Below are 18,215 nucleotides of genomic sequence, written 5' to 3' on the forward strand. Positions count from 1 at the left end.
GCACCGCCGTGCCGACCAGCGCGTCAGCGTCGTCTCACACTTCCTTTCGGTGTTCCGACCACTTGGCGACCACGACGGGCTCATAGCGTTGCAGCTTATCGATCAGCGCACTCGTCGTATCGGCCATCTGCAACAGGTCCAGATACGCTTGCCGCATAAAGCCGGCCTTGACGGTGTGATCGAGCATTGCCTTGAGGGGATCGAAATACCCCGCGACGTTCAGCACGCCCACCGGCTTCTGATGATAGCCAAGCTGGGCCCACGTATAGACCTCGAACAGCTCTTCATACGTCCCCACGCCGCCCGGGAGCGCAACGAAAGCGTCGGCCAGGTCGGCCATCATCTTCTTGCGTTCGTGCATGTCCTTGACGACATGCAGTTGCGTCAGCCCCGTGTGGCCGACTTCCTTCCCGAACAGCAATTCGGGGATGACCCCGACGGCTTTGCCGCCGTGCTTCATCGCTTCGTCAGCGACGATGCCCATCAGCCCGACTTTGCCGCCGCCATAAACGAGGGTGATGCCGGCCTCGGCCAGCGCGCGGCCAAACTCGCGCGCGGCTTCAGCATAGACCGGCTCGGCGCCGCTCGAGGAACCACAGTAGACACAGACCGAACGAATCATGGAAATCAGCTGGTTTCTTTGGGGGTACGGAAGTCGCGGAACTCTCGGCGCGGCAGCTTGCCCGATGCGAGGTCCTCGTAGAGCTGACGTGAACGGCCGCGCAGATACGGCGCCATCAACGACAGGATCTGTACGCTGACCTGATGCAGTTCGGCCTGAATCGCGTCCTGGTCATTGTACTTGCGCGGGTTCATGACGAACTGATACGACAGCCAGTACGTCGCGAGCACACCGGTGTTGGTCGCGATCACGCCGATTTCGTCGGGGGTGGCATCCATCTCGCCATCGGAGACGAGAATTTCGCACATCTCCTGAGCGAAGCGCACCTTGTGGCCGATGATCTGCTTGAAATGCGTCTCGAGCGTGCGATTACGCGCGAGCAGATCGTTGAGGTCGCGATACAGAAAGCGATACGTCCAGGTGAAGTCGGCCATGTACTGCAAATAGGCCCAGACTTCATCGATCGTGGGTTTGTGATCATCCGGGAAACGAAGGCGACGCTGAATCTCCTGCTCGAACTGAGCGAAGATGCTGTTGATGATGTCGTCCTTGTTGCGGAAGTGATAGTACAGATTCCCCGGACTGATCTCCATTTCCTCGGCGATCGTCGTGGTCGTGACATTGGGCTCGCCAATCTGATTGAAGAGCTTGAGCGACAACTCGAGAATCCGCTCCCGGGTACGCCGGGGAGGTTTCGCTTCCACCATGTTTACGGCCCCTGGATTACATAGCCGAGGCATTATAAACCGGTCGTTCGATTTATCTGAACCAATGAATGATGACCGGGCCTGCCAATAGTATCCAGGTTAACAGGCAAAGCAAAAGCGCCACAGTGACTGCCGCGCTTCCGAAATCCTTTGCGCGTTTCGACAGCTCGTGCAAATCGAGTGAAATTCGGTCGATTGCGGCTTCGACACTCGAATTGAGCAATTCGACAATCAGGACAAGCAGCACCGAGCCCACGAGCAACACATGCTCGACCGGGTCGACGGGCAGGAAGATCGAGACCGGGACAAGGATCGCGGACAGCGTGAGTTCCTGGCGAAACGCGCTTTCCTCGCGCCAGGCATCACGAAACCCTTGAATCGAGTTCTTGAGGGCGTACCAGGCGCGCGTGAGACCGCGATTGCCTTTGTACGGGTTCAACGGAGGTGCGTCTTCAGCCATGCGTGCCGCCGGTTCGTCGTGCGCGTGAGTGCGTTGCGCGCGGTTACGAGCGGACGGCGAGGCAGCCCCGTTTGCATGGGGTACCGCGCCATCGCGCTCTCGCGGCCGACCGTTCGCGTGGCGTTCGGTCAGGTGGGGGTCTTTCTCGGCCATCTTCGGTTCCTGCACGGTCCGTTCAGGCCGCTACATTCTCGCTGGAAGCCACAACATGCGGCAAGGGGCGCAGGTGCGACGCGAATTGCTCCGACGCGGCACGCCAGGAAAACCGCTCGGCCCATGCGCGTGCATCGGCGCGGCTGATCTTCAGTGCGTCGAGGCAGGCTTCACGCAGGTCTTCGTTCATCGCGCCCGCAGGGCCGTCGGCCAGCACGTCGATCGGTCCCGTGACCGGGTACGCGGCCACCGGCAGACCGCAAGCGAGCGCTTCCAGCAGCACGAGTCCGAACGTGTCGGTCTTGCTCGGAAACACGAAGACGTCAGCGGCCGCATAGACCTTGGCCAGCTCGGGCTGCGAGAGCACGCCGAGGTAATTCGCATCCGGATACTTCGACTTCAGTTCTGCCAGGGCCGGACCCTCGCCGCAGACCCACTTCGAACCGGGCAGGTCGAGCTTGAGAAACGCTTCGACGTTCTTCTCGACGGCGACGCGACCCACGTACAGGAAGATCGGGCGCGCCGTGTTGAGCACCTTCGATTCCTGCGGATGGAAAATCTCGAGATCCACACCGCGCGACCAGAGCACGACATTGTCGAAACCGTACTTCTCGAGATCGTGCTTGACGACCGGCGTCGGTGCCATCACCGCTTGAGAGCGGCCATGGAACCAGTGCAGGAAGCGGTACGTCCACGCGAGCGGAATGCCGAAGCGCGCGTGCACATACTCCGGGAAACGCGTGTGATACGCGCTCGTGAACGGGATCTTGTGGCGCTTGGCGTAATTGCGCGCCGCCATGCCGAGCGGGCCTTCCGTCGCGATATGCAGCGCGTCGGGCTGGAAGTCCTTGATGCGCTTGTTGACCTTGCCGCCCGGGAACAGCGACAGGCGGATTTCCGGGTAGGTCGGGCACGGAATCGTCGTAAATTCGAGCGGAGTCATCAGCTCGACCTGATGGCCGAGGCCGGTCAGCTCGCGTGTCGTTTGCTTGAGGGTACGCACCACACCGTTCACCTGGGGTTCCCAGGCGTCGGTCACGATCATGATCTTCATCGATGCTCCGGATTCAATGTCGACTGTCATGCTGCCACCGTCGTCGTACGACGCGTGGTCGCTTCAGGGGCGCGGAGCACGGTCCAGTAAATGACCTTGAGCTCGCCTTCGACCGTTTCGACGAGTGCCGACAGGCTTTCGACCCAGTCGCCGTCGTTGCAGTACAGAATCCCGTCGATCTCGCGGATTTCGGCCTTGTGAATATGGCCGCAGACCACGCCATCGCAGCCGCGACGACGCGCTTCGTCCGTCATCACTTTTTCGAACTGCGAGATGAAGTTGACCGCGTTCTTGACCTGATGTTTCAGGTATTGCGACAGCGACCAGTACTGGAAGCCCAGGCGCGCGCGGATCCGGTTGAACCAGCCGTTGAGCGCGAGGATCATCGTGTAGAGCGTGTCGCCGACGTAGGCGAGCCACTTCGCATGCTGGATCACGCCGTCGAACAGGTCGCCGTGCACGACCCAGAGCCGCTTGCCGTGCAGCGTCGTGTGGAACGCTTCCTCGCGGATCAGGATGTCGCCGAACGCGTGGTCGCAGAACTGACGCGCCGCTTCGTCATGGTTGCCCGGGATAAAGCAGACCTGCGTGCCCTTGCGCGCCTTGCGCAGAATTTTCTGCACCACGTCGTTGTGCGCTTGCGGCCAGAACCATCCCTTCTTGAGTTGCCAGCCGTCGATGATGTCGCCGACGAGATACAGGTACTCGGATTCGTTGAAGCGGAGGAAATCGAGGAGGTACTTGGCCTGGCAGCCGCTGGTACCCAGGTGGGTATCGGACAGCCAGATGGTGCGGTAACGGTGGTGGGGTTCTTCGTCGTCGTTGCCGGCGTCGCCGGGCGGAGGTGCATCGCCTGACCGGTTGATCGGTGGCGGGCTTCCGGAGTGAGTCGGCCCGTCCATCACAGTCTGGCGAAACAGGGGCGGCAACGACGTCGTCTTGAGCTTCATGGCGGCGTGGGTGAAATGCGATGAGCGCATTTCGCCACCACTGCGTGACTCAGCCGTGACAGTAACAAGTCATTCTTATTACTGTCGCACGGTGGCGACGCCCGGATTCTTGTACGCCGTGATGGGGCTGCGTTTGAAGCGGGTTTTGCGTGCTTTAAGCGCGGTTAGCGGCTTGATCGATGCAGTTTGCTGATGCTGTTGGCTGATGCCGCTGACTGATGTCGCTGAGCGATGCCGTTGAGCCATGCCCGCGCGTGGATCGTCTCTTACTTGGTCGAGGCCACCGCAATGATCCGCGTGCCGGCGAGGCGGTCGTGGAGGAACTGGCGGTCGCTATCGAGCAGTGTGGCTGCCGACCAGACACCGATCCAGACGATGAGCAGCGCCAGGGTGACCGGTACGGTCAGGCCAAGCAGCGGATGCAGCATGAGCGGCGGAAACCACCAGAGCCACGACAGGATGTAGCGACCGATTGCACGCGGCACGCTGACCGGACCCAGCGAGGCATCAACCATGCGGAACCGCCAGGTCTTCATCGGCAGCGTCTGCCCGCCATGCGTCCAGAACCAGACGAAGTACGCACCCACGACGATACCGAGCCAGCTCATGAGCCACAGGTGATGCGTAAGGCCATTGCGCTGCTGGGTCAAGGTGCTGAACAGGTAGCCGGCGATAAACACGACCCCGAACAGCAGGACGCCTTCATAGATCAGGCACGTGAGACGCCGGCGCAGCGCGGGCGCGCGCGAGCCGGACTCGGAGGGCGACATCGCGACGGCGCTCACGGATGGTGGTCGTTGTAGTAGTAGGGCGTGGCGGGCGGCGTCAGCAGCGGCTGGGCCGACGAGGCAGCCGCGGCCGATGCGGCAGCGGCTGCGGACGCATTCGCGGCGGCTGCTGCCGCAGCTGCGGCGATTTGCGCCGCCGAAGCATCCTCGGCGAGCGTCTCCGCGTGCAGCGAGCGATTCAGATCCTTGAGTTCAGGCTTGCCGCCGGTCGGCGGAGCCGTCACGACGGTCGGGCGACGGTTGTGCTTCTCGACGGCCGCGAGCGTCTTCTTCTGATCTTCAGGCAACTGCTGGTATTCGTTCCACGCGTGCTCGCGCTGGTCGGGCGGCACTTGCTTGGACAGCTGATAGTTCTCGCGCGCGGTGCGCCGTTGCTCGGGCGTCATGCGCAGCCACTCGGCCATCCGCTCGTGCAGTCTTTTCTGCGCTTCCGGCGACAACTTCTTGTAACGCGATGCGATCTTGAGCCAACGACGCTTGCGATCGTCGTCGAACTTGTCCCAGTCGTTTTCAAACGGTGCCAGCGCTTCGTGCTGATCGTTACTCAGGTGCGACCACGCGAGCGGACCCGTCGCCTCGGGAGCCGAAGCCACCAGCGGGGCCTTGATGCCCGGGCGCCCGGCGGTTTGTTCCGCGACGCGTGGATGAAAGCGGGGCCAGGTCGCGGCAGTCGAGACCAGTATCGCCATCACCGATACGAAAAATACCGCGAGCCCCCGTTTGTTCCGCACCGCATGTCCCGGTTGTGAGTTACGTCGCGCGACCGACGCTTATCGCGAATGTGAGAGGTACGCGTGGAAGCCGTGATCGAGGTAGGCCGACAGCGGCACATCGTCGCTGAGCATGGCGGCGTCGATATCGGCGTTCTCGTCGATGCGGCGCTGGTCTTCCCACGATGCGACGCCGATCAGCGCGATGACCAGCGCGGCGAGCGGCAACACGAGCGAGAGACCGCGCAGCGGCCGGCGACCCGAGCGGTGATGCGGCGCGGAAGGCGATTCCATGCCGCCGATCGAGCCTGCGGCCGAAGCGCCAGCCAGCACCGGTGCGAACACCGGGACTTCGACCGTTTCAGGCTTTTTTCGTGCGAGTGCCGCGGCACGGGCGGCCGCAAGCCGTTCGAGCGCCGGGGCGGGCAGCTCGGCAACACTTTCATCGAGCGCACGACGCACGGCGTGCGCGAATTCGATTTCCCTTGTTTCGAGAGTGGAGTTCATAACGTGATCCCTTTTGCCTTGAGAGCCTGGGCCAGCGTGTGAGTGGCTCGCGAACAGTGCGTTTTCACGCTTCCTTCGGAGCATCCCATCGCCGCAGCAGTCTCGGCTACATCCATATCCTCCCAGTAACGCATCAAAAAGGCCTCGCGTTGACGTGCCGGGAGTTTCTGAATCTCATCGTCGATCATCTGCAGCACCTGCGCACGCTCGACTTCGGTCTCGCTGCTCAGGCGCTGAGTAGACTCGTCCTGACTGGCAAGGGTTTCGAGCGGATCGAAGTCGTCATCTTCACTATTATTACCGAACGAAGAAAATAGGCTGATCCATGTATTGCGAACCTTCTGACGACGAAAGTAGTCGTGCTGGCAGTTCTGCAGGATCCGCTGGAACAGCATGGGCAGTTCGGCAGCCGGTTTGTCGCCGTACTTTTCCGCGAGCTTGATCATCGCATCCTGAACGATGTCGAGCGCAGCATCGTCGTCGCGCACCGCGAAGGCAGCGTGCTTGAACGCCCTGCGTTCGACGCTTGCCAGAAAGTCGGCCAGTTCCTTGTCTGATGCCATCCGGGGAAGGGCGAGCGCGTGGCGCGCCCCGAAATCGTCCGTAAGATGAGTGGGTAAAAACCCGCGAATCCTAGCAAAAAAAGCGGACCCTTAGGTGAAATGGCCGGAATCGGCGAGCCAGAGGGGCCTGATCGCTAAGCGCAAGCCTTCAGATCGCTTTCGATTTATCTTGCTTTGAGTCCCGGCAAGATGCGTGCGCGATGCAGATTTGTGCTTGACCGCAGGCGGGCTGAGCAGGTAGCCTCCACGGTTCGAAACAAACCGTACCTGTCTTACAGGGGCGAGCTTACGAGGCCCGCCTGCCAGTTTGACGCGCAGCTTGAACCCGGGCCACAAGCACGAGGGGAGAGCACCCGATCAATTTTTTGCCGAAAATTTGAAAGGTGAATGAATGAATATGCCCAGCGCGGAATTCTCCACGTCGGAAACGCCTGCCCACGATCCCCGCGAAAATGCCGGTGAATCGATCGGGGCTACAGTCCTGATGAAGGCCCTTGCCGAAGAGCAAGTCGAATTCATCTGGGGCTATCCGGGCGGCTCAGTTCTCTACATTTACGACGAACTCTACAAGCAGGACAAGATCCATCACGTGCTCGTGCGCCACGAGCAGGCGGCCGTTCACGCCGCGGATGCCTATGCGCGATCGACCGGCAAGGTCGGCGTCTGTCTGGTGACCTCGGGTCCCGGCGTGACGAACGCAGTCACGGGCATCGCGACGGCCTATATGGATTCGATTCCGCTTGTCGTCATCAGTGGTCAAGTCCCCACGGCAGCGATCGGCCAGGACGCATTCCAGGAATGCGACACGGTTGGTATCACGCGTCCGTGCGTCAAGCACAACTTCCTCGTGAAGGACGTGCGCGACCTCGCCGCTACTGTCAAGAAAGCCTTCTTTATCGCGCGCACGGGTCGTCCGGGCCCGGTGCTGATCGACATTCCGAAGGATGTGTCGAAGACGCCGTGCCGGTTCGATTACCCGAAGCAGCTCGCGCTGCGCTCGTACAACCCGATTACCAAGGGTCATTCGGGCCAGATCCGCAAGGCGGTCAGCCTGCTGCTGCAAGCGAAGCGTCCGTATATCTATACCGGCGGCGGCATCATCCTCGCCGACGCCGCACGCGAACTGAATCAGTTTGCCGATCTGCTGGGCTTCCCGGTCACGAGCACCCTGATGGGTCTTGGCGGCTATCGCGCGAGCGACAGCAAGTTCCTCGGCATGCTCGGCATGCACGGGACGTATGAAGCCAATATGGCGATGCAGAACTGCGATGTGCTGCTCGCGATCGGTGCGCGCTTCGACGACCGTGTGATCGGCAACCCGGCGCACTTCGCCTCGACGCCGCGCAAGATCGTGCACGTCGATATCGACCCGTCGTCGATTTCGAAGCGCGTGAAGGTCGATATTCCGATCGTCGGCGACGTCAAGGAAGTGCTCAAGGAACTCATCGAGCAACTGCAGACGGCACAGCACGGCCCGGACCGCAAGGCCCTCGCCGAATGGTGGTCGCAGATCGAGCAATGGCGTGCGCGCGATTGCCTGAAGTTCGACCGCACGAGCGAAATCATCAAGCCGCAATACGTGGTCGAAAAGCTCCATGAGCTGACCGGCGGCAATGCGTTCGTCTGCTCGGACGTCGGCCAGCACCAGATGTGGGCGGCGCAGTACTACCCGTTCGACAAGCCGCGCCGCTGGATCAACTCGGGCGGTCTCGGCACGATGGGCTTCGGTCTGCCGGCGGCGATGGGCGTCAAGATGGCGCATCCGAACGACGAAGTCGTCTGCATCACGGGCGAAGGGTCGATTCAGATGTGTATCCAGGAGCTCTCGACCTGCAAGCAGTACGAGACGCCGATCAAGATCATCTCGCTGAACAACCGCTATCTGGGCATGGTCCGCCAGTGGCAGCAGCTCGAGTACAACAAGCGCTATTCGCATTCGTACATGGATGCGTTGCCCGACTTCGTGAAGCTCGCCGAGGCCTATGGCCACGTCGGGATCCGCGTCGAGAAAACGGCCGATGTTGAACCGGCGCTGCGCGAAGCACTGCGGCTCAAGGACCGGACGGTATTTCTCGATTTCCAGACCGATCCGACCGAAAACGTCTGGCCGATGGTTCAGGCCGGCAAGGGCATCTCCGAGATGCTGCTCGGTTCGGAAGATCTGTAAGCGCCCGCTGATCAGGCGTGAGGTTGGCTGTTGTCCGCGTGTCGCATGCGCGCGGACAAGGGGAAGGCAGGCGTAGGCGTGGGTCGGGGCCGACGCGTTCGATCAACGATCGAAGGCGAACGGCAACGGCGTCAGGGCTACGACTCGCGGGACCCGAACAGCGAGCTTCACGTTCCCCGGTGTGCATTCCGGCTTGCGTTTGCGGTGTTCCCACAAGGAACACAAAAGCGCGCAGCGGCTGGGATGAACAGGAACCGGGCAGCGGAATCGACCGATGTCATGCGACATCGGTCAGAGACACTCAGGAAAGAAGCAAGCGCACATCATGAGACACATTATTTCCGTGCTGCTCGAGAACGAACCGGGCGCGTTATCGCGCGTCGTGGGCCTGTTCTCGGCACGTGGCTACAACATCGAAACGCTGACGGTCGCCCCGACCGAAGACCGCTCGCTCTCGCGGATGACGATCGTCTCGATCGGCTCCGACGACGTGATCGAGCAGATCACCAAGCACCTCAACCGTCTGATTGAAGTCGTCAAGGTCGTCGACCTGACCGAAGGTGCGCATACCGAGCGCGAGCTCATGCTGATCAAGGTACGTGCGGTCGGCAAGGAGCGTGAAGAAATGAAGCGGATGGCGGACATTTTCCGCGGCCGCATCATCGACGTGACCGAAAAGACGTACACGATCGAGCTGACCGGCGCTGCCGACAAGCTCGACGCGTTCATCGAAGGTCTCGATTCGACCGCGATTCTCGAAACCGTTCGCACCGGCAGTTCGGGCATCGGCCGCGGAGAGCGGATCCTGAAGGTTTGACAAGCGCCGGCCCGGCGGCCTGGGCGCTGGCGGTATCAGGCATCCCGCGCGGCTGGCGGCAAGTTTGATTCATTTGAAAATAGCAAAGGAACAGATCATGAAGGTTTACTACGACAAAGACGCCGATCTCTCGCTGATCAAGGGCAAGCAAGTCACGATCATCGGTTACGGTTCGCAAGGCCATGCTCACGCACAAAACCTGAAGGACAGCGGCGTGCACGTGACGGTCGGCCTGCGCAAGGGCGGTGCGTCGTGGGGCAAGGCAGAAGCCGCCGGCCTGACGGTCAAGGAAGTCGCTGAATCGGTCAAGAACGCCGACGTCGTCATGATGCTGCTGCCCGACGAGCAGATCGCCGAGGTGTACAACAAGGACGTCGCAGCCAACATCAAGAACGGCGCAGCGCTCGCCTTCGCACACGGCTTCAACGTGCACTACGGCCAGGTCATTCCGCGTGCCGACCTCGACGTGATCATGATCGCGCCGAAGGCGCCGGGTCACACCGTGCGTTCGACGTACTCGCAAGGTGGCGGCGTGCCCCACCTGATCGCCGTTCATCAGGACAAGTCGGGTTCGGCTCGTGACGTCGCGCTGTCGTATGCGGCAGCCAACGGCGGCGGCCGTGCCGGCGTGATCGAAACGAACTTCCGTGAAGAAACGGAAACCGACCTGTTCGGCGAACAAGCCGTGCTGTGCGGCGGTACGGTCGAGCTGATCAAGGCCGGCTTCGAAACGCTGGTTGAAGCGGGCTATGCCCCGGAAATGGCGTACTTCGAATGCCTGCACGAACTCAAGCTGATCGTCGACCTGATCTATGAAGGCGGCATCGCCAACATGAACTACTCGATCTCGAACAACGCCGAATACGGCGAGTACGTGACGGGTCCGCGTGTCGTGACGGAAGACACGAAGAAGGTCATGAAGGACGTGCTGCGCGACATCCAGACGGGTGAGTACGCGAAGAGCTTCATCATCGAAAACCGCGCTGGCGCGCCGACGCTGCAATCGCGTCGCCGCCTGACGGCCGATCACCAGATCGAACAAGTCGGTGAGAAGCTGCGCGCGATGATGCCGTGGATCGCGAAGAACAAGCTCGTCGACCAGACGAAGAACTAAGCTGTTTGTGATGCACGGACCGCCCCGAAAAGGGCGGTTCGCGAGATTGGGCCGCCCGTTTGCGTCAGGCAACGGGCGGCTTTTGCTATCCTAGCGGTTTCCGTTCGGTCCATTTTTTCATGAATTATCCGCATCCGATCATCGCCCGCGAAGGCTGGCCGTTTATTGCAATCGCCGTCGTGCTTTCGCTGATCATCATGATCGCCGCCGGCTTCGGCTGGTCGCTGCCTTTCTGGCTGCTGACGATCTTCGTGCTGCAGTTCTTCCGCGACCCGCCGCGCCCGATCCCCGCCCAGCCCAATGCCGTGCTGTGCCCGGCTGACGGCCGCATCGTCGCGGTCGAGACGAGCCGCGACCCGTACGCCGATCGTGAAGCGCTCAAGATCAGCGTATTCATGAACGTGTTCAATGTGCACTCGCAGCGTTCGCCCGTCGACGGCGCCGTGACGAAGGCCGAGTATTTTCCGGGCGCGTTCCTGAATGCCGCGCTCGACAAGGCGTCGCTCGAGAACGAGCGCAACGCCCTCGTGATTGCGACCGCTTCCGGTCACACCGTGACGGCCGTGCAGGTCGCTGGACTCGTGGCACGGCGCATTCTTTGCTATGTCCGTGTCGGTGAGCCGCTCACGCGCGGTCAGCGCTACGGGTTTATCCGATTCGGGTCGCGTGTGGACGTCTACCTGCCGATCGGCAGCCGGCCCCGCGTGGCGATCGGCGAAAAGGTGTTTGCTTCGTCGACCGTGCTCGCTGAACTCGCCGAGCAAGTCTGAGTGCGCTGCATCGTCAACCCGAAACGGAGAACTCGATGCCTGCCATGAAACGCCGCCCGCGTGCGAAGTCCGCGTCGCATATTCCGCGTCCGTTCCGGCGCAACCAGGCCGCCGCGGTCGATACGTCCAAAGTCACGAGTCTGCGTGACAAGCGTCAGCAGTTTTTGCGGCGGCGCGGCATTTATCTGCTGCCCAACGCCTTCACGACGGCCGCGCTGTTTTGCGGCTTCTTCGCCGTCGTTCAGGCGATGAACGTGCGATTCGAGATCGCGGCCATCGCGATCTTTGCGGCCATGGTGCTCGACGGCATGGACGGTCGCGTCGCGCGCATGACCAAAACCCAGAGTGCGTTCGGCGAGCAGTTCGACAGCCTGTCGGACATGGTCTCGTTCGGCGTCGCGCCGGCGCTGGTCATCTACGAATGGATCCTGCGCGATCTCGGGCGCTGGGGCTGGCTTGCAGCGTTTGTCTATTGCGCAGGTGCGGCGCTGCGTCTTGCGCGGTTCAACGCGAATATCGGCGTGGTCGACAAGCGTTTCTTCCAGGGCCTGCCGAGCCCGGCATCGGCGGCGCTGATCGCCGGCTTCGTCTGGCTCGCCATCGACAATCGTGTTCCGGTCAATCTGGTCTGGTTGCCCTGGGTCGCGTTCACGCTGACGGTCTATGCGGGCGTGACGATGGTGTCGAATGCGCCGTTCTACAGCGGCAAGGCATTCAACGTTCGCCACCGGGTGTCGTTTGGCGTGTTGCTGCTGGTGGTCGTCGCGTTCGTCGCCGTGTCGTCGGACCCGCCGATCATGCTGTTCGGCTTGTTCGTCCTGTATGGCCTGTCGGGCTATGTCTACTGGGCCTATCAGCTTTTGCGCGGCCGGCCTAATCCGGCGCGCGGCGTGACCGACCGCTGACTCAAAGCTCGATGAGGGCGCGAGGTCTGCGCGTTTTGTGCATAACGGCGCCATGCGGCGCCTACACTCCTGATATTGGCAGTACCGAGGACCCCACACCATGGCAGAGAAACTGATTATTTTCGACACGACGTTGCGTGATGGCGAACAGTCGCCGGGCGCGTCGATGACGAAGGACGAAAAGATCCGCATCGCCAAGCAGCTCGAGCGCCTGAAGGTCGATGTGATCGAAGCCGGTTTTGCGGCGAGCTCGCCGGGCGACTTCGAAGCCATCAAGGCGATCGCTTCAATCGTGCGCGACTCGACGGTGTGCTCGCTGGCACGTGCGAACGACAAGGATATTCAGCGCGCTGCGGATGCCCTGGCCGACTCGGACAACAAGCGCATTCATACGTTTATCGCGACGTCGGCGCTGCATATGGAGAAGAAGCTCCGTATGTCGCCGGATCAGGTATTCGAACAGGCGCGCAACGCCGTGCGTTTCGCACGCAAGTTCACCGACAACGTCGAGTTCTCGCCTGAAGACGGCAGCCGTTCGGATCTCGACTTCCTGTGCCGCGTGCTCGAAGCCGTGATCGCGGAAGGGGCGACCACGATCAATATCGCGGATACCGTCGGCTACGGCGTGCCCGAGCTGTACGGCAATCTCGTCAAGACGCTGCGCGAGCGCGTGCCCAATTCGGACAAGGCAGTCTGGTCGGTGCACTGCCACAACGACCTCGGCATGGCCGTGGCGAATTCGCTGGCCGGCGTGCAGATCGGTGGTGCGCGTCAGGTCGAGTGCACGATCAACGGTCTCGGCGAGCGCGCGGGCAATACGTCGCTCGAAGAAATCGTGATGGCCGTGAAGACCCGCAAGGACTACTTCGGCCTTGAACTTGGCATCGACACGACGCAGATCGTGCCGGCGTCGAAGATGGTGTCGCAAGTCACGGGCTTTGTCGTGCAGCCGAACAAGGCCGTGGTCGGTGCGAATGCATTTGCGCACGCGTCGGGCATTCACCAGGACGGCGTGCTCAAGGCGCGTGACACGTACGAGATCATGCGTGCGGAAGACGTGGGCTGGTCAACGAACAAGATCGTGCTGGGCAAATTGTCGGGCCGCAACGCGTTCAAGCAGCGCTTGACCGAGCTGGGCGTCGAACTCGAAAGCGAAGCCGATCTGAACGCCGCGTTCGTACGCTTCAAGGATCTGGCCGACAAGAAGGCCGAGATCTATGACGAAGACATCGTTGCGATTGTCTCGGATGAAGCGGCTGCGGCCCATCAGAAGGAACACTTCAGCTTCGTATCGTTGTCGCAGCACTCGGAAACGGGTGAGCGTCCGCACGCGAAGATCGTGTTCTCGATCGACGGCTCCGAAGTCACGGGCGACAGCGACGGCAATGGCCCGGTCGATGCGACGCTCAATGCCATCGAGAGCAAGGTCAGCAGCGGCGCGGAACTGATCCTGTACTCGGTGAATGCGATCACGAACGGCACGCAGGCCCAGGGCGAAGTGACGGTGCGCCTGTCGAAGAGCGGCCGCATCGTCAACGGCGTGGGCACCGACCCGGATATCGTCGCCGCATCGGCGAAGGCCTATATTGCAGCGTTGAATCGCCTGCAATCAAAGACCGACAAGCTGAATCCGCAGTTGTAATCGAGGTCGTGATGATGAACTCAACGCGATGACACGTCGCGTTGAGTTCATCAAAAAAGAGAGCCACTCATAGAGTGGCTCTCTTTGTTTCTACGGTCTGTGAGCGGCGGAGTTTCACTCGGGAAAGCAGTATGTCTCTCGCGTGTCAGTGCGGTACCGCACATAAGCCGGTCGTAGTGCGAAATATGTGTTTCAGTCCCATCCCCGTCCCCCTTGCGACACGCAAACCTTTGCTGCTCTGCACCGTGTTGCGTGCTCGCCGCGTTGGCGTCGCTTGGCTAGGTTTTGGCGTCGTGTCACGCGTGTTTACATCCAGCATGTATTACGCGAAATGTAATGAGGTAACGCACAACACACTTTCTTGACGCGGGCGGACGCCCGGAGGGGACAACCATGACCGTACTTAACGATACGGAGTCGTTAGCAATTGCGCTAAGCGAGTCGCCGTCGGAATGGCGCGCATTTCGACCTTTGCATGCAGGTCCGATCCGATGGCGTCAACAAGGCCGCGCGCAATGGGCCGTGTCCGCGTCGACATCGCGCGGCGCCGAGTTTCGCGCGCACCGCACAACGATCTCTGCGCTCGTGACGCTGGCGCTCGCTTTCTGGGCGTGCCCGCATGCGCATGCCGAGGGCTTGCCGACCGGCGGACACTTCGTCGCAGGCTCGGGCTCGATTGCCACGGCACCGTTTGCGACGACGATCACCCAGACCTCGCAGCGCGGCATCGTCGACTGGAACAGCTTCTCCATCGGCAACGGCAACACCGTCATGTTCAATAACGGTTCGGGCGCAACGCTGAACCGTGTCACGGGTGGGAACGCATCGACCATCATCGGTCGGTTGTCGGCTACCGGTAGCGTGTACCTGATCAACCCGCAGGGCATCGTCGTCGGACCGACAGGTGTCGTCAGCACGGGCGGCCGGTTCGTCGCATCGACGCTCGATGTCGACAACAACGCGTTCATGCAGGGCGGCGCGTTGACACTGAGCGGCAATTCCGATGTCAGCGTGACCAACCTCGGCACGATTCACTCCGCATCGGGTGACGTGTTCCTGATCGCGCGCACGACAGCGGTCAACAAAGGGACGATCGACGCGCCGAACGGCACCGTCGAAATGGCCACCGGACAGCAAGTGCTGCTCAAGGATTCGTCCACGGGCTCGCAGGTGTCGGTGCAGGTCGGCAGTGGCGGAAGTGTCATGAACTTCGGCACGATCACTGCCGCGCAAGCCAACCTCGCGGCGGCGGACGGCAACGTCTATGCGCTCGCCGGCAACAATGCGGCGATTCGCGCCAACGGCACGGCCACGCGCGACGGTCACATCTGGCTCGTGGCTGAACAGGGCAAGGTCAGTGCGACGAGCGGCACGATCGAGGCGTCCAACGTCGACGGGACTGCCGGAACGGTCGAGACCAACTCGACGACGTTGTCGCTCGGGACTGCGACAGTGCTCGCCGGAAACTGGCTGCTGACGACCCCTGTCTTCAAGATCGACGACGCGACGGCGGCCACGCTTGAACGCAGCCTCGACGCCGGCACATCGATCAACGTGATCACCACGGCGACCGGTTCGTCCGGCAATGTGAACGTGTTGTCGAATGTCGAGTGGACGGGCGGCGCTTCGCTGGCGATCAACGCGGAACACTCGGTGATCATTGATCCCAACGTCACCGTGCAAAACACAGGCACCGGGAACCTGACCCTGCGTGCAGATCGCAGCGCGCTCGACAACGGCGGCGGCGTGGCCAATTTCGGCACCATCGACTGGTCGCACAGCACGGGCAACGTGGCCATGATGTACGACATGAACGGCAGCTTTACGCCGGGGACCGAACTGTCGAATGCTGCGTGGACGCCGCCGGCCGGAAGCGGGCTCGTCGACCAGATCACGGCTTACGAGCTCGTCAATTCGCTGACCGACCTGAAGAACGTGTCGAACAACCTCGCGGGCAACTACGCGCTCGGGATCGACCTGATCGACCGGCTCGATCCGACGCAGTCGTTCAACCCCTTCCAGATTGGCCAGATCGGCAGCGCCGATACGCCCTTCACAGGGCAGTTTGACGGCCTCGGTCATACGATCGATACGGTCTACGCGCCGACGACTGCTACACCCCCGGCGAACTACGGCCTGTTTGGCGAGATCGGCACGACGGGCGTGGTCCGGAACCTGGGCGTCACGAACGCGCAGAACAATACGGGCGCTGCGTACAACGCCGCAGGTGTGCTCGCCGGGATCAACGACGGCACGATCGTCAATAGCTTCACCTCGGGTAGCGTGACGTGGAGTCCGGCTGTCGTTGCGGGAGGAGGCCTGGTCGGGATCAACAATGGCCTGATCGAAAACTCGTCGAGCACGGTCACGGGGATCGGCACCGGCACGCCGACGAATCCGCGCGGCGAGATTGCCGGCGAGAATAACGGGACGATTGTTACGTCCGTCTCGCCGTAACCGGGTCAGTGAATGGCTTGATGCGTTCCCAACTGCTCCCTCATAAGCCGGCCCGGTATCGCGTGCAGACGCGAGTGAAACGCGTTGCACGCGCCGTGGCGGCATACGTCGCCCTCGGTGCGACGGTCTCGCCTGCGTACGCGCAATCGTACCGGGATGTCGCACCGACGCCGCCGCCCTCGCAAGGCGGTGGCGTGGTTTCGCAGGCACCGGCGCAGCCGCCCGAGAATGCGGCTCAGGTGGCTGTCACGTCCCTGCGCGGCCTGACCTTTGTCGCAGTGACCCGGGCAGGCGGTAACGCGCCGCCCGAACCGCGCTCGCCCGGTGTCACCGCATCCGGATTGCCGTTGCTCGATGATGCTTTTCTTCACCGGTTCGACGACGACCTCGGCAAGCCGCTGACGTTTGGCCGGATCGCCGAGATCCGGCGCGCGATCATTCAACGCTATCGAGAAGCGGGGCAGCCGCTCGTCGATGTGTACTTGCCTGAACAGGATGTGACCGATGGTGTCGTGCGTATCGCGATCGCCGAATTCCATCTTGGGGAAGTCCGTGCGAGCGGGAATCAGTATTTCTCCAGCGCGCTGCTCGTCGGCGAGATGCCACTCAAGGCAGGCCAATTCATTCGCCAAAGCGACGTCGATATCGGGCTGACGCTTCTTAACGACAACCCGTATCGGCACGTCGACGTCGTCTACGCGGCGGGTAGTGCGCCCAATACAACGGATGTCGTGCTGCAAACCGACGATCGCGCACCGTGGCGAGTGAGTGCGGGCTTCGACAATGAAGGCGTTCCGCAGCTTGGCCGCGAACGCTATTCGTTTGGCGCGGACTACGGCAATCTGTTTGGGCTTGATCAGCAGATTGCATGGCAGCTCACGACAAGCAACGACGTCTTCGGAAGTCATCCATCCATCGACGGCCAATCGGGACGGCAGCGGTTCCTTGCCAATGCGCTGAGCTACGTCGCGCCGTTGCCATGGCACGACCGCGTCGAGGTGTTTGGTGTGTATGCGCAGAGCGCACCCGGCGTCAACGGCGACTTCGCGCAGGACGGCATTTCGGCGCAGATCAGCTTGCGTTACGACTGGCTGCTTCCGCAGATCCTGGGCTGGAAGCAACAGGCGCAATTCGGTTATGACTTCAAGCGCTCGAACAACAACCTGGAATTCGGCGGCGTGCAGGTGTTCAACTCGAACACCCATATTCACCAGTTCCTCGCGAACTACGACGTCAGCCACGACGATTCACTGGGCCAGACGCACGCCAATGCATTGGCCGTCGTGAGCCCGGGCAGTCTCGATGGCGACAACAACGATGAGGCATTCGAGGCCTCACGACACGGCGCGACCGCGCGGTACTCGTATTTCCAGCTGTCGGCACAGCGCGATCTCGTGTTCGACTCAGGCTGGTCGGTGATGGTGAAAGGGCTGCTTCAGTGGACGCACGACACGCTGTTACCGAGCGAAGAACTCGGACTGGGCGGCGAGGGCAGTGTGCGCGGCTACGATCCTTACACGGTGCTCGGCGATCGCGGATGGAATCTGCAAACCGAACTGCGCACACCGGCGCTACCCATCGGCACGACCCATGCGGTTTGGCAACCCTTCGTATTCATGGATTCCGGCCACGCGTGGAACAGCATCGATGAACCCGCAGAACCGGGCACGAGTACATTGCTCAGCACGGGCGTCGGCCTGCGATTCCAGTTCGCGCGATACGTGAGCGCTCAGGGCACCTTTGGCAAGCCGTGGCGCGCCGCTGTGCCGAACGGATCGAAGGCGCCGTTCTTTGAGTTCTCGGTGACGATCGGTACTTAAGCCGGTTGC

Annotated in this window: 17 protein-coding genes; 8 read left to right on the plus strand and 9 right to left on the minus strand. The window is 61.8% G+C overall.

Going from position 1 to position 18,215, the window contains the following annotated elements; translation table 11 throughout:
- Positions 1-34: 34 nt before the first annotated feature.
- The 9 genes from ACMFWR_RS07265 to ACMFWR_RS07305 form a co-directional block, all read right to left on the minus strand.
- Entirely contained in the window at positions 35-619 is a 585-nt protein-coding gene (locus tag ACMFWR_RS07265; protein ID WP_413194808.1) for a TIGR00730 family Rossman fold protein, read from the minus strand.
- 8 nt (positions 620-627) lie between these two features.
- A complete protein-coding gene (locus ACMFWR_RS07270; protein WP_413194809.1) occupies positions 628-1,326 on the minus strand; it encodes a TetR/AcrR family transcriptional regulator in 699 nt (232 codons plus the stop codon).
- A gap of 55 nt (positions 1,327-1,381) precedes the next feature.
- Positions 1,382-1,942, minus strand: coding sequence for a diacylglycerol kinase (locus ACMFWR_RS07275; protein WP_413194331.1), 561 nt, complete (start codon positions 1,940-1,942; stop codon positions 1,382-1,384).
- A 22-nt stretch (positions 1,943-1,964) separates the two neighbouring features.
- On the minus strand, positions 1,965-2,996 hold the full coding sequence (locus tag ACMFWR_RS07280; RefSeq protein WP_413194810.1) for a glycosyltransferase family 4 protein: 1,032 nt from the start codon (positions 2,994-2,996) through the stop codon (positions 1,965-1,967).
- A 26-nt stretch (positions 2,997-3,022) separates the two neighbouring features.
- On the minus strand, positions 3,023-3,898 hold the full coding sequence (locus ACMFWR_RS07285) for a UDP-2,3-diacylglucosamine diphosphatase (RefSeq protein ID WP_413194811.1): 876 nt from the start codon (positions 3,896-3,898) through the stop codon (positions 3,023-3,025).
- Between the two features lie 314 nt (positions 3,899-4,212).
- Positions 4,213-4,716 carry an RDD family protein gene (locus tag ACMFWR_RS07290; protein WP_413194812.1) on the minus strand — a complete coding sequence of 168 codons (504 nt, stop codon included), beginning with the start codon at positions 4,714-4,716 and terminating at the stop codon, positions 4,213-4,215.
- A gap of 11 nt (positions 4,717-4,727) precedes the next feature.
- Positions 4,728-5,423 carry a DUF3106 domain-containing protein gene (locus ACMFWR_RS07295; protein WP_413194332.1) on the minus strand — a complete coding sequence of 232 codons (696 nt, stop codon included), beginning with the start codon at positions 5,421-5,423 and terminating at the stop codon, positions 4,728-4,730.
- Positions 5,424-5,504: 81 nt separating this feature from the next.
- Positions 5,505-5,951 carry a DUF3619 family protein gene (locus tag ACMFWR_RS07300; RefSeq protein WP_413194333.1) on the minus strand — a complete coding sequence of 149 codons (447 nt, stop codon included), beginning with the start codon at positions 5,949-5,951 and terminating at the stop codon, positions 5,505-5,507.
- Positions 5,948-6,514 (minus strand): RNA polymerase sigma factor, encoded by a 567-nt coding sequence (locus tag ACMFWR_RS07305; RefSeq protein WP_413194334.1) that lies wholly within the window; start codon positions 6,512-6,514, stop codon positions 5,948-5,950. Before ACMFWR_RS07305 ends, ACMFWR_RS07300 begins: the two co-directional genes overlap by 4 nt.
- A gap of 391 nt (positions 6,515-6,905) precedes the next feature.
- On the opposite strand from ACMFWR_RS07305, the gene ACMFWR_RS07310 reads away from it, so the two are divergent.
- The 8 genes from ACMFWR_RS07310 to ACMFWR_RS07345 all read left to right on the plus strand — a co-directional run bounded on the left by ACMFWR_RS07310 (position 6,906) and on the right by ACMFWR_RS07345 (position 18,206).
- Positions 6,906-8,681 (plus strand): acetolactate synthase 3 catalytic subunit, encoded by a 1,776-nt coding sequence (locus tag ACMFWR_RS07310; RefSeq protein ID WP_413194335.1) that lies wholly within the window; start codon positions 6,906-6,908, stop codon positions 8,679-8,681.
- 325 nt (positions 8,682-9,006) lie between these two features.
- On the plus strand, positions 9,007-9,498 hold the full coding sequence (ilvN, locus tag ACMFWR_RS07315) for an acetolactate synthase small subunit (protein ID WP_413194336.1): 492 nt from the start codon (positions 9,007-9,009) through the stop codon (positions 9,496-9,498).
- 97 nt (positions 9,499-9,595) lie between these two features.
- Complete coding sequence (gene ilvC, locus ACMFWR_RS07320; protein ID WP_413194337.1) at positions 9,596-10,612, plus strand: ketol-acid reductoisomerase; 1,017 nt, start codon at positions 9,596-9,598, stop codon at positions 10,610-10,612.
- A gap of 119 nt (positions 10,613-10,731) precedes the next feature.
- Positions 10,732-11,382: a phosphatidylserine decarboxylase gene (locus ACMFWR_RS07325; RefSeq protein WP_413194338.1), complete on the plus strand. Its 651-nt coding sequence runs from the start codon at positions 10,732-10,734 to the stop codon at positions 11,380-11,382.
- A gap of 35 nt (positions 11,383-11,417) precedes the next feature.
- Entirely contained in the window at positions 11,418-12,287 is an 870-nt protein-coding gene (gene pssA, locus ACMFWR_RS07330) for a CDP-diacylglycerol--serine O-phosphatidyltransferase (protein WP_413194339.1), read from the plus strand.
- Between the two features lie 100 nt (positions 12,288-12,387).
- Positions 12,388-13,929 (plus strand): 2-isopropylmalate synthase, encoded by a 1,542-nt coding sequence (locus ACMFWR_RS07335; protein WP_413194340.1) that lies wholly within the window; start codon positions 12,388-12,390, stop codon positions 13,927-13,929.
- 393 nt (positions 13,930-14,322) lie between these two features.
- Positions 14,323-16,386 carry a filamentous hemagglutinin N-terminal domain-containing protein gene (locus ACMFWR_RS07340; RefSeq protein WP_413194341.1) on the plus strand — a complete coding sequence of 688 codons (2,064 nt, stop codon included), beginning with the start codon at positions 14,323-14,325 and terminating at the stop codon, positions 16,384-16,386.
- 20 nt (positions 16,387-16,406) lie between these two features.
- Positions 16,407-18,206 (plus strand): ShlB/FhaC/HecB family hemolysin secretion/activation protein, encoded by a 1,800-nt coding sequence (locus ACMFWR_RS07345; RefSeq protein WP_413194342.1) that lies wholly within the window; start codon positions 16,407-16,409, stop codon positions 18,204-18,206.
- Positions 18,207-18,215: the final 9 nt, after the last annotated feature.

Source organism: Pararobbsia alpina, from assembly GCF_965118125.1.
Taxonomy (GTDB): Bacteria; Pseudomonadota; Gammaproteobacteria; order Burkholderiales; family Burkholderiaceae; genus Pararobbsia; species Pararobbsia alpina_A.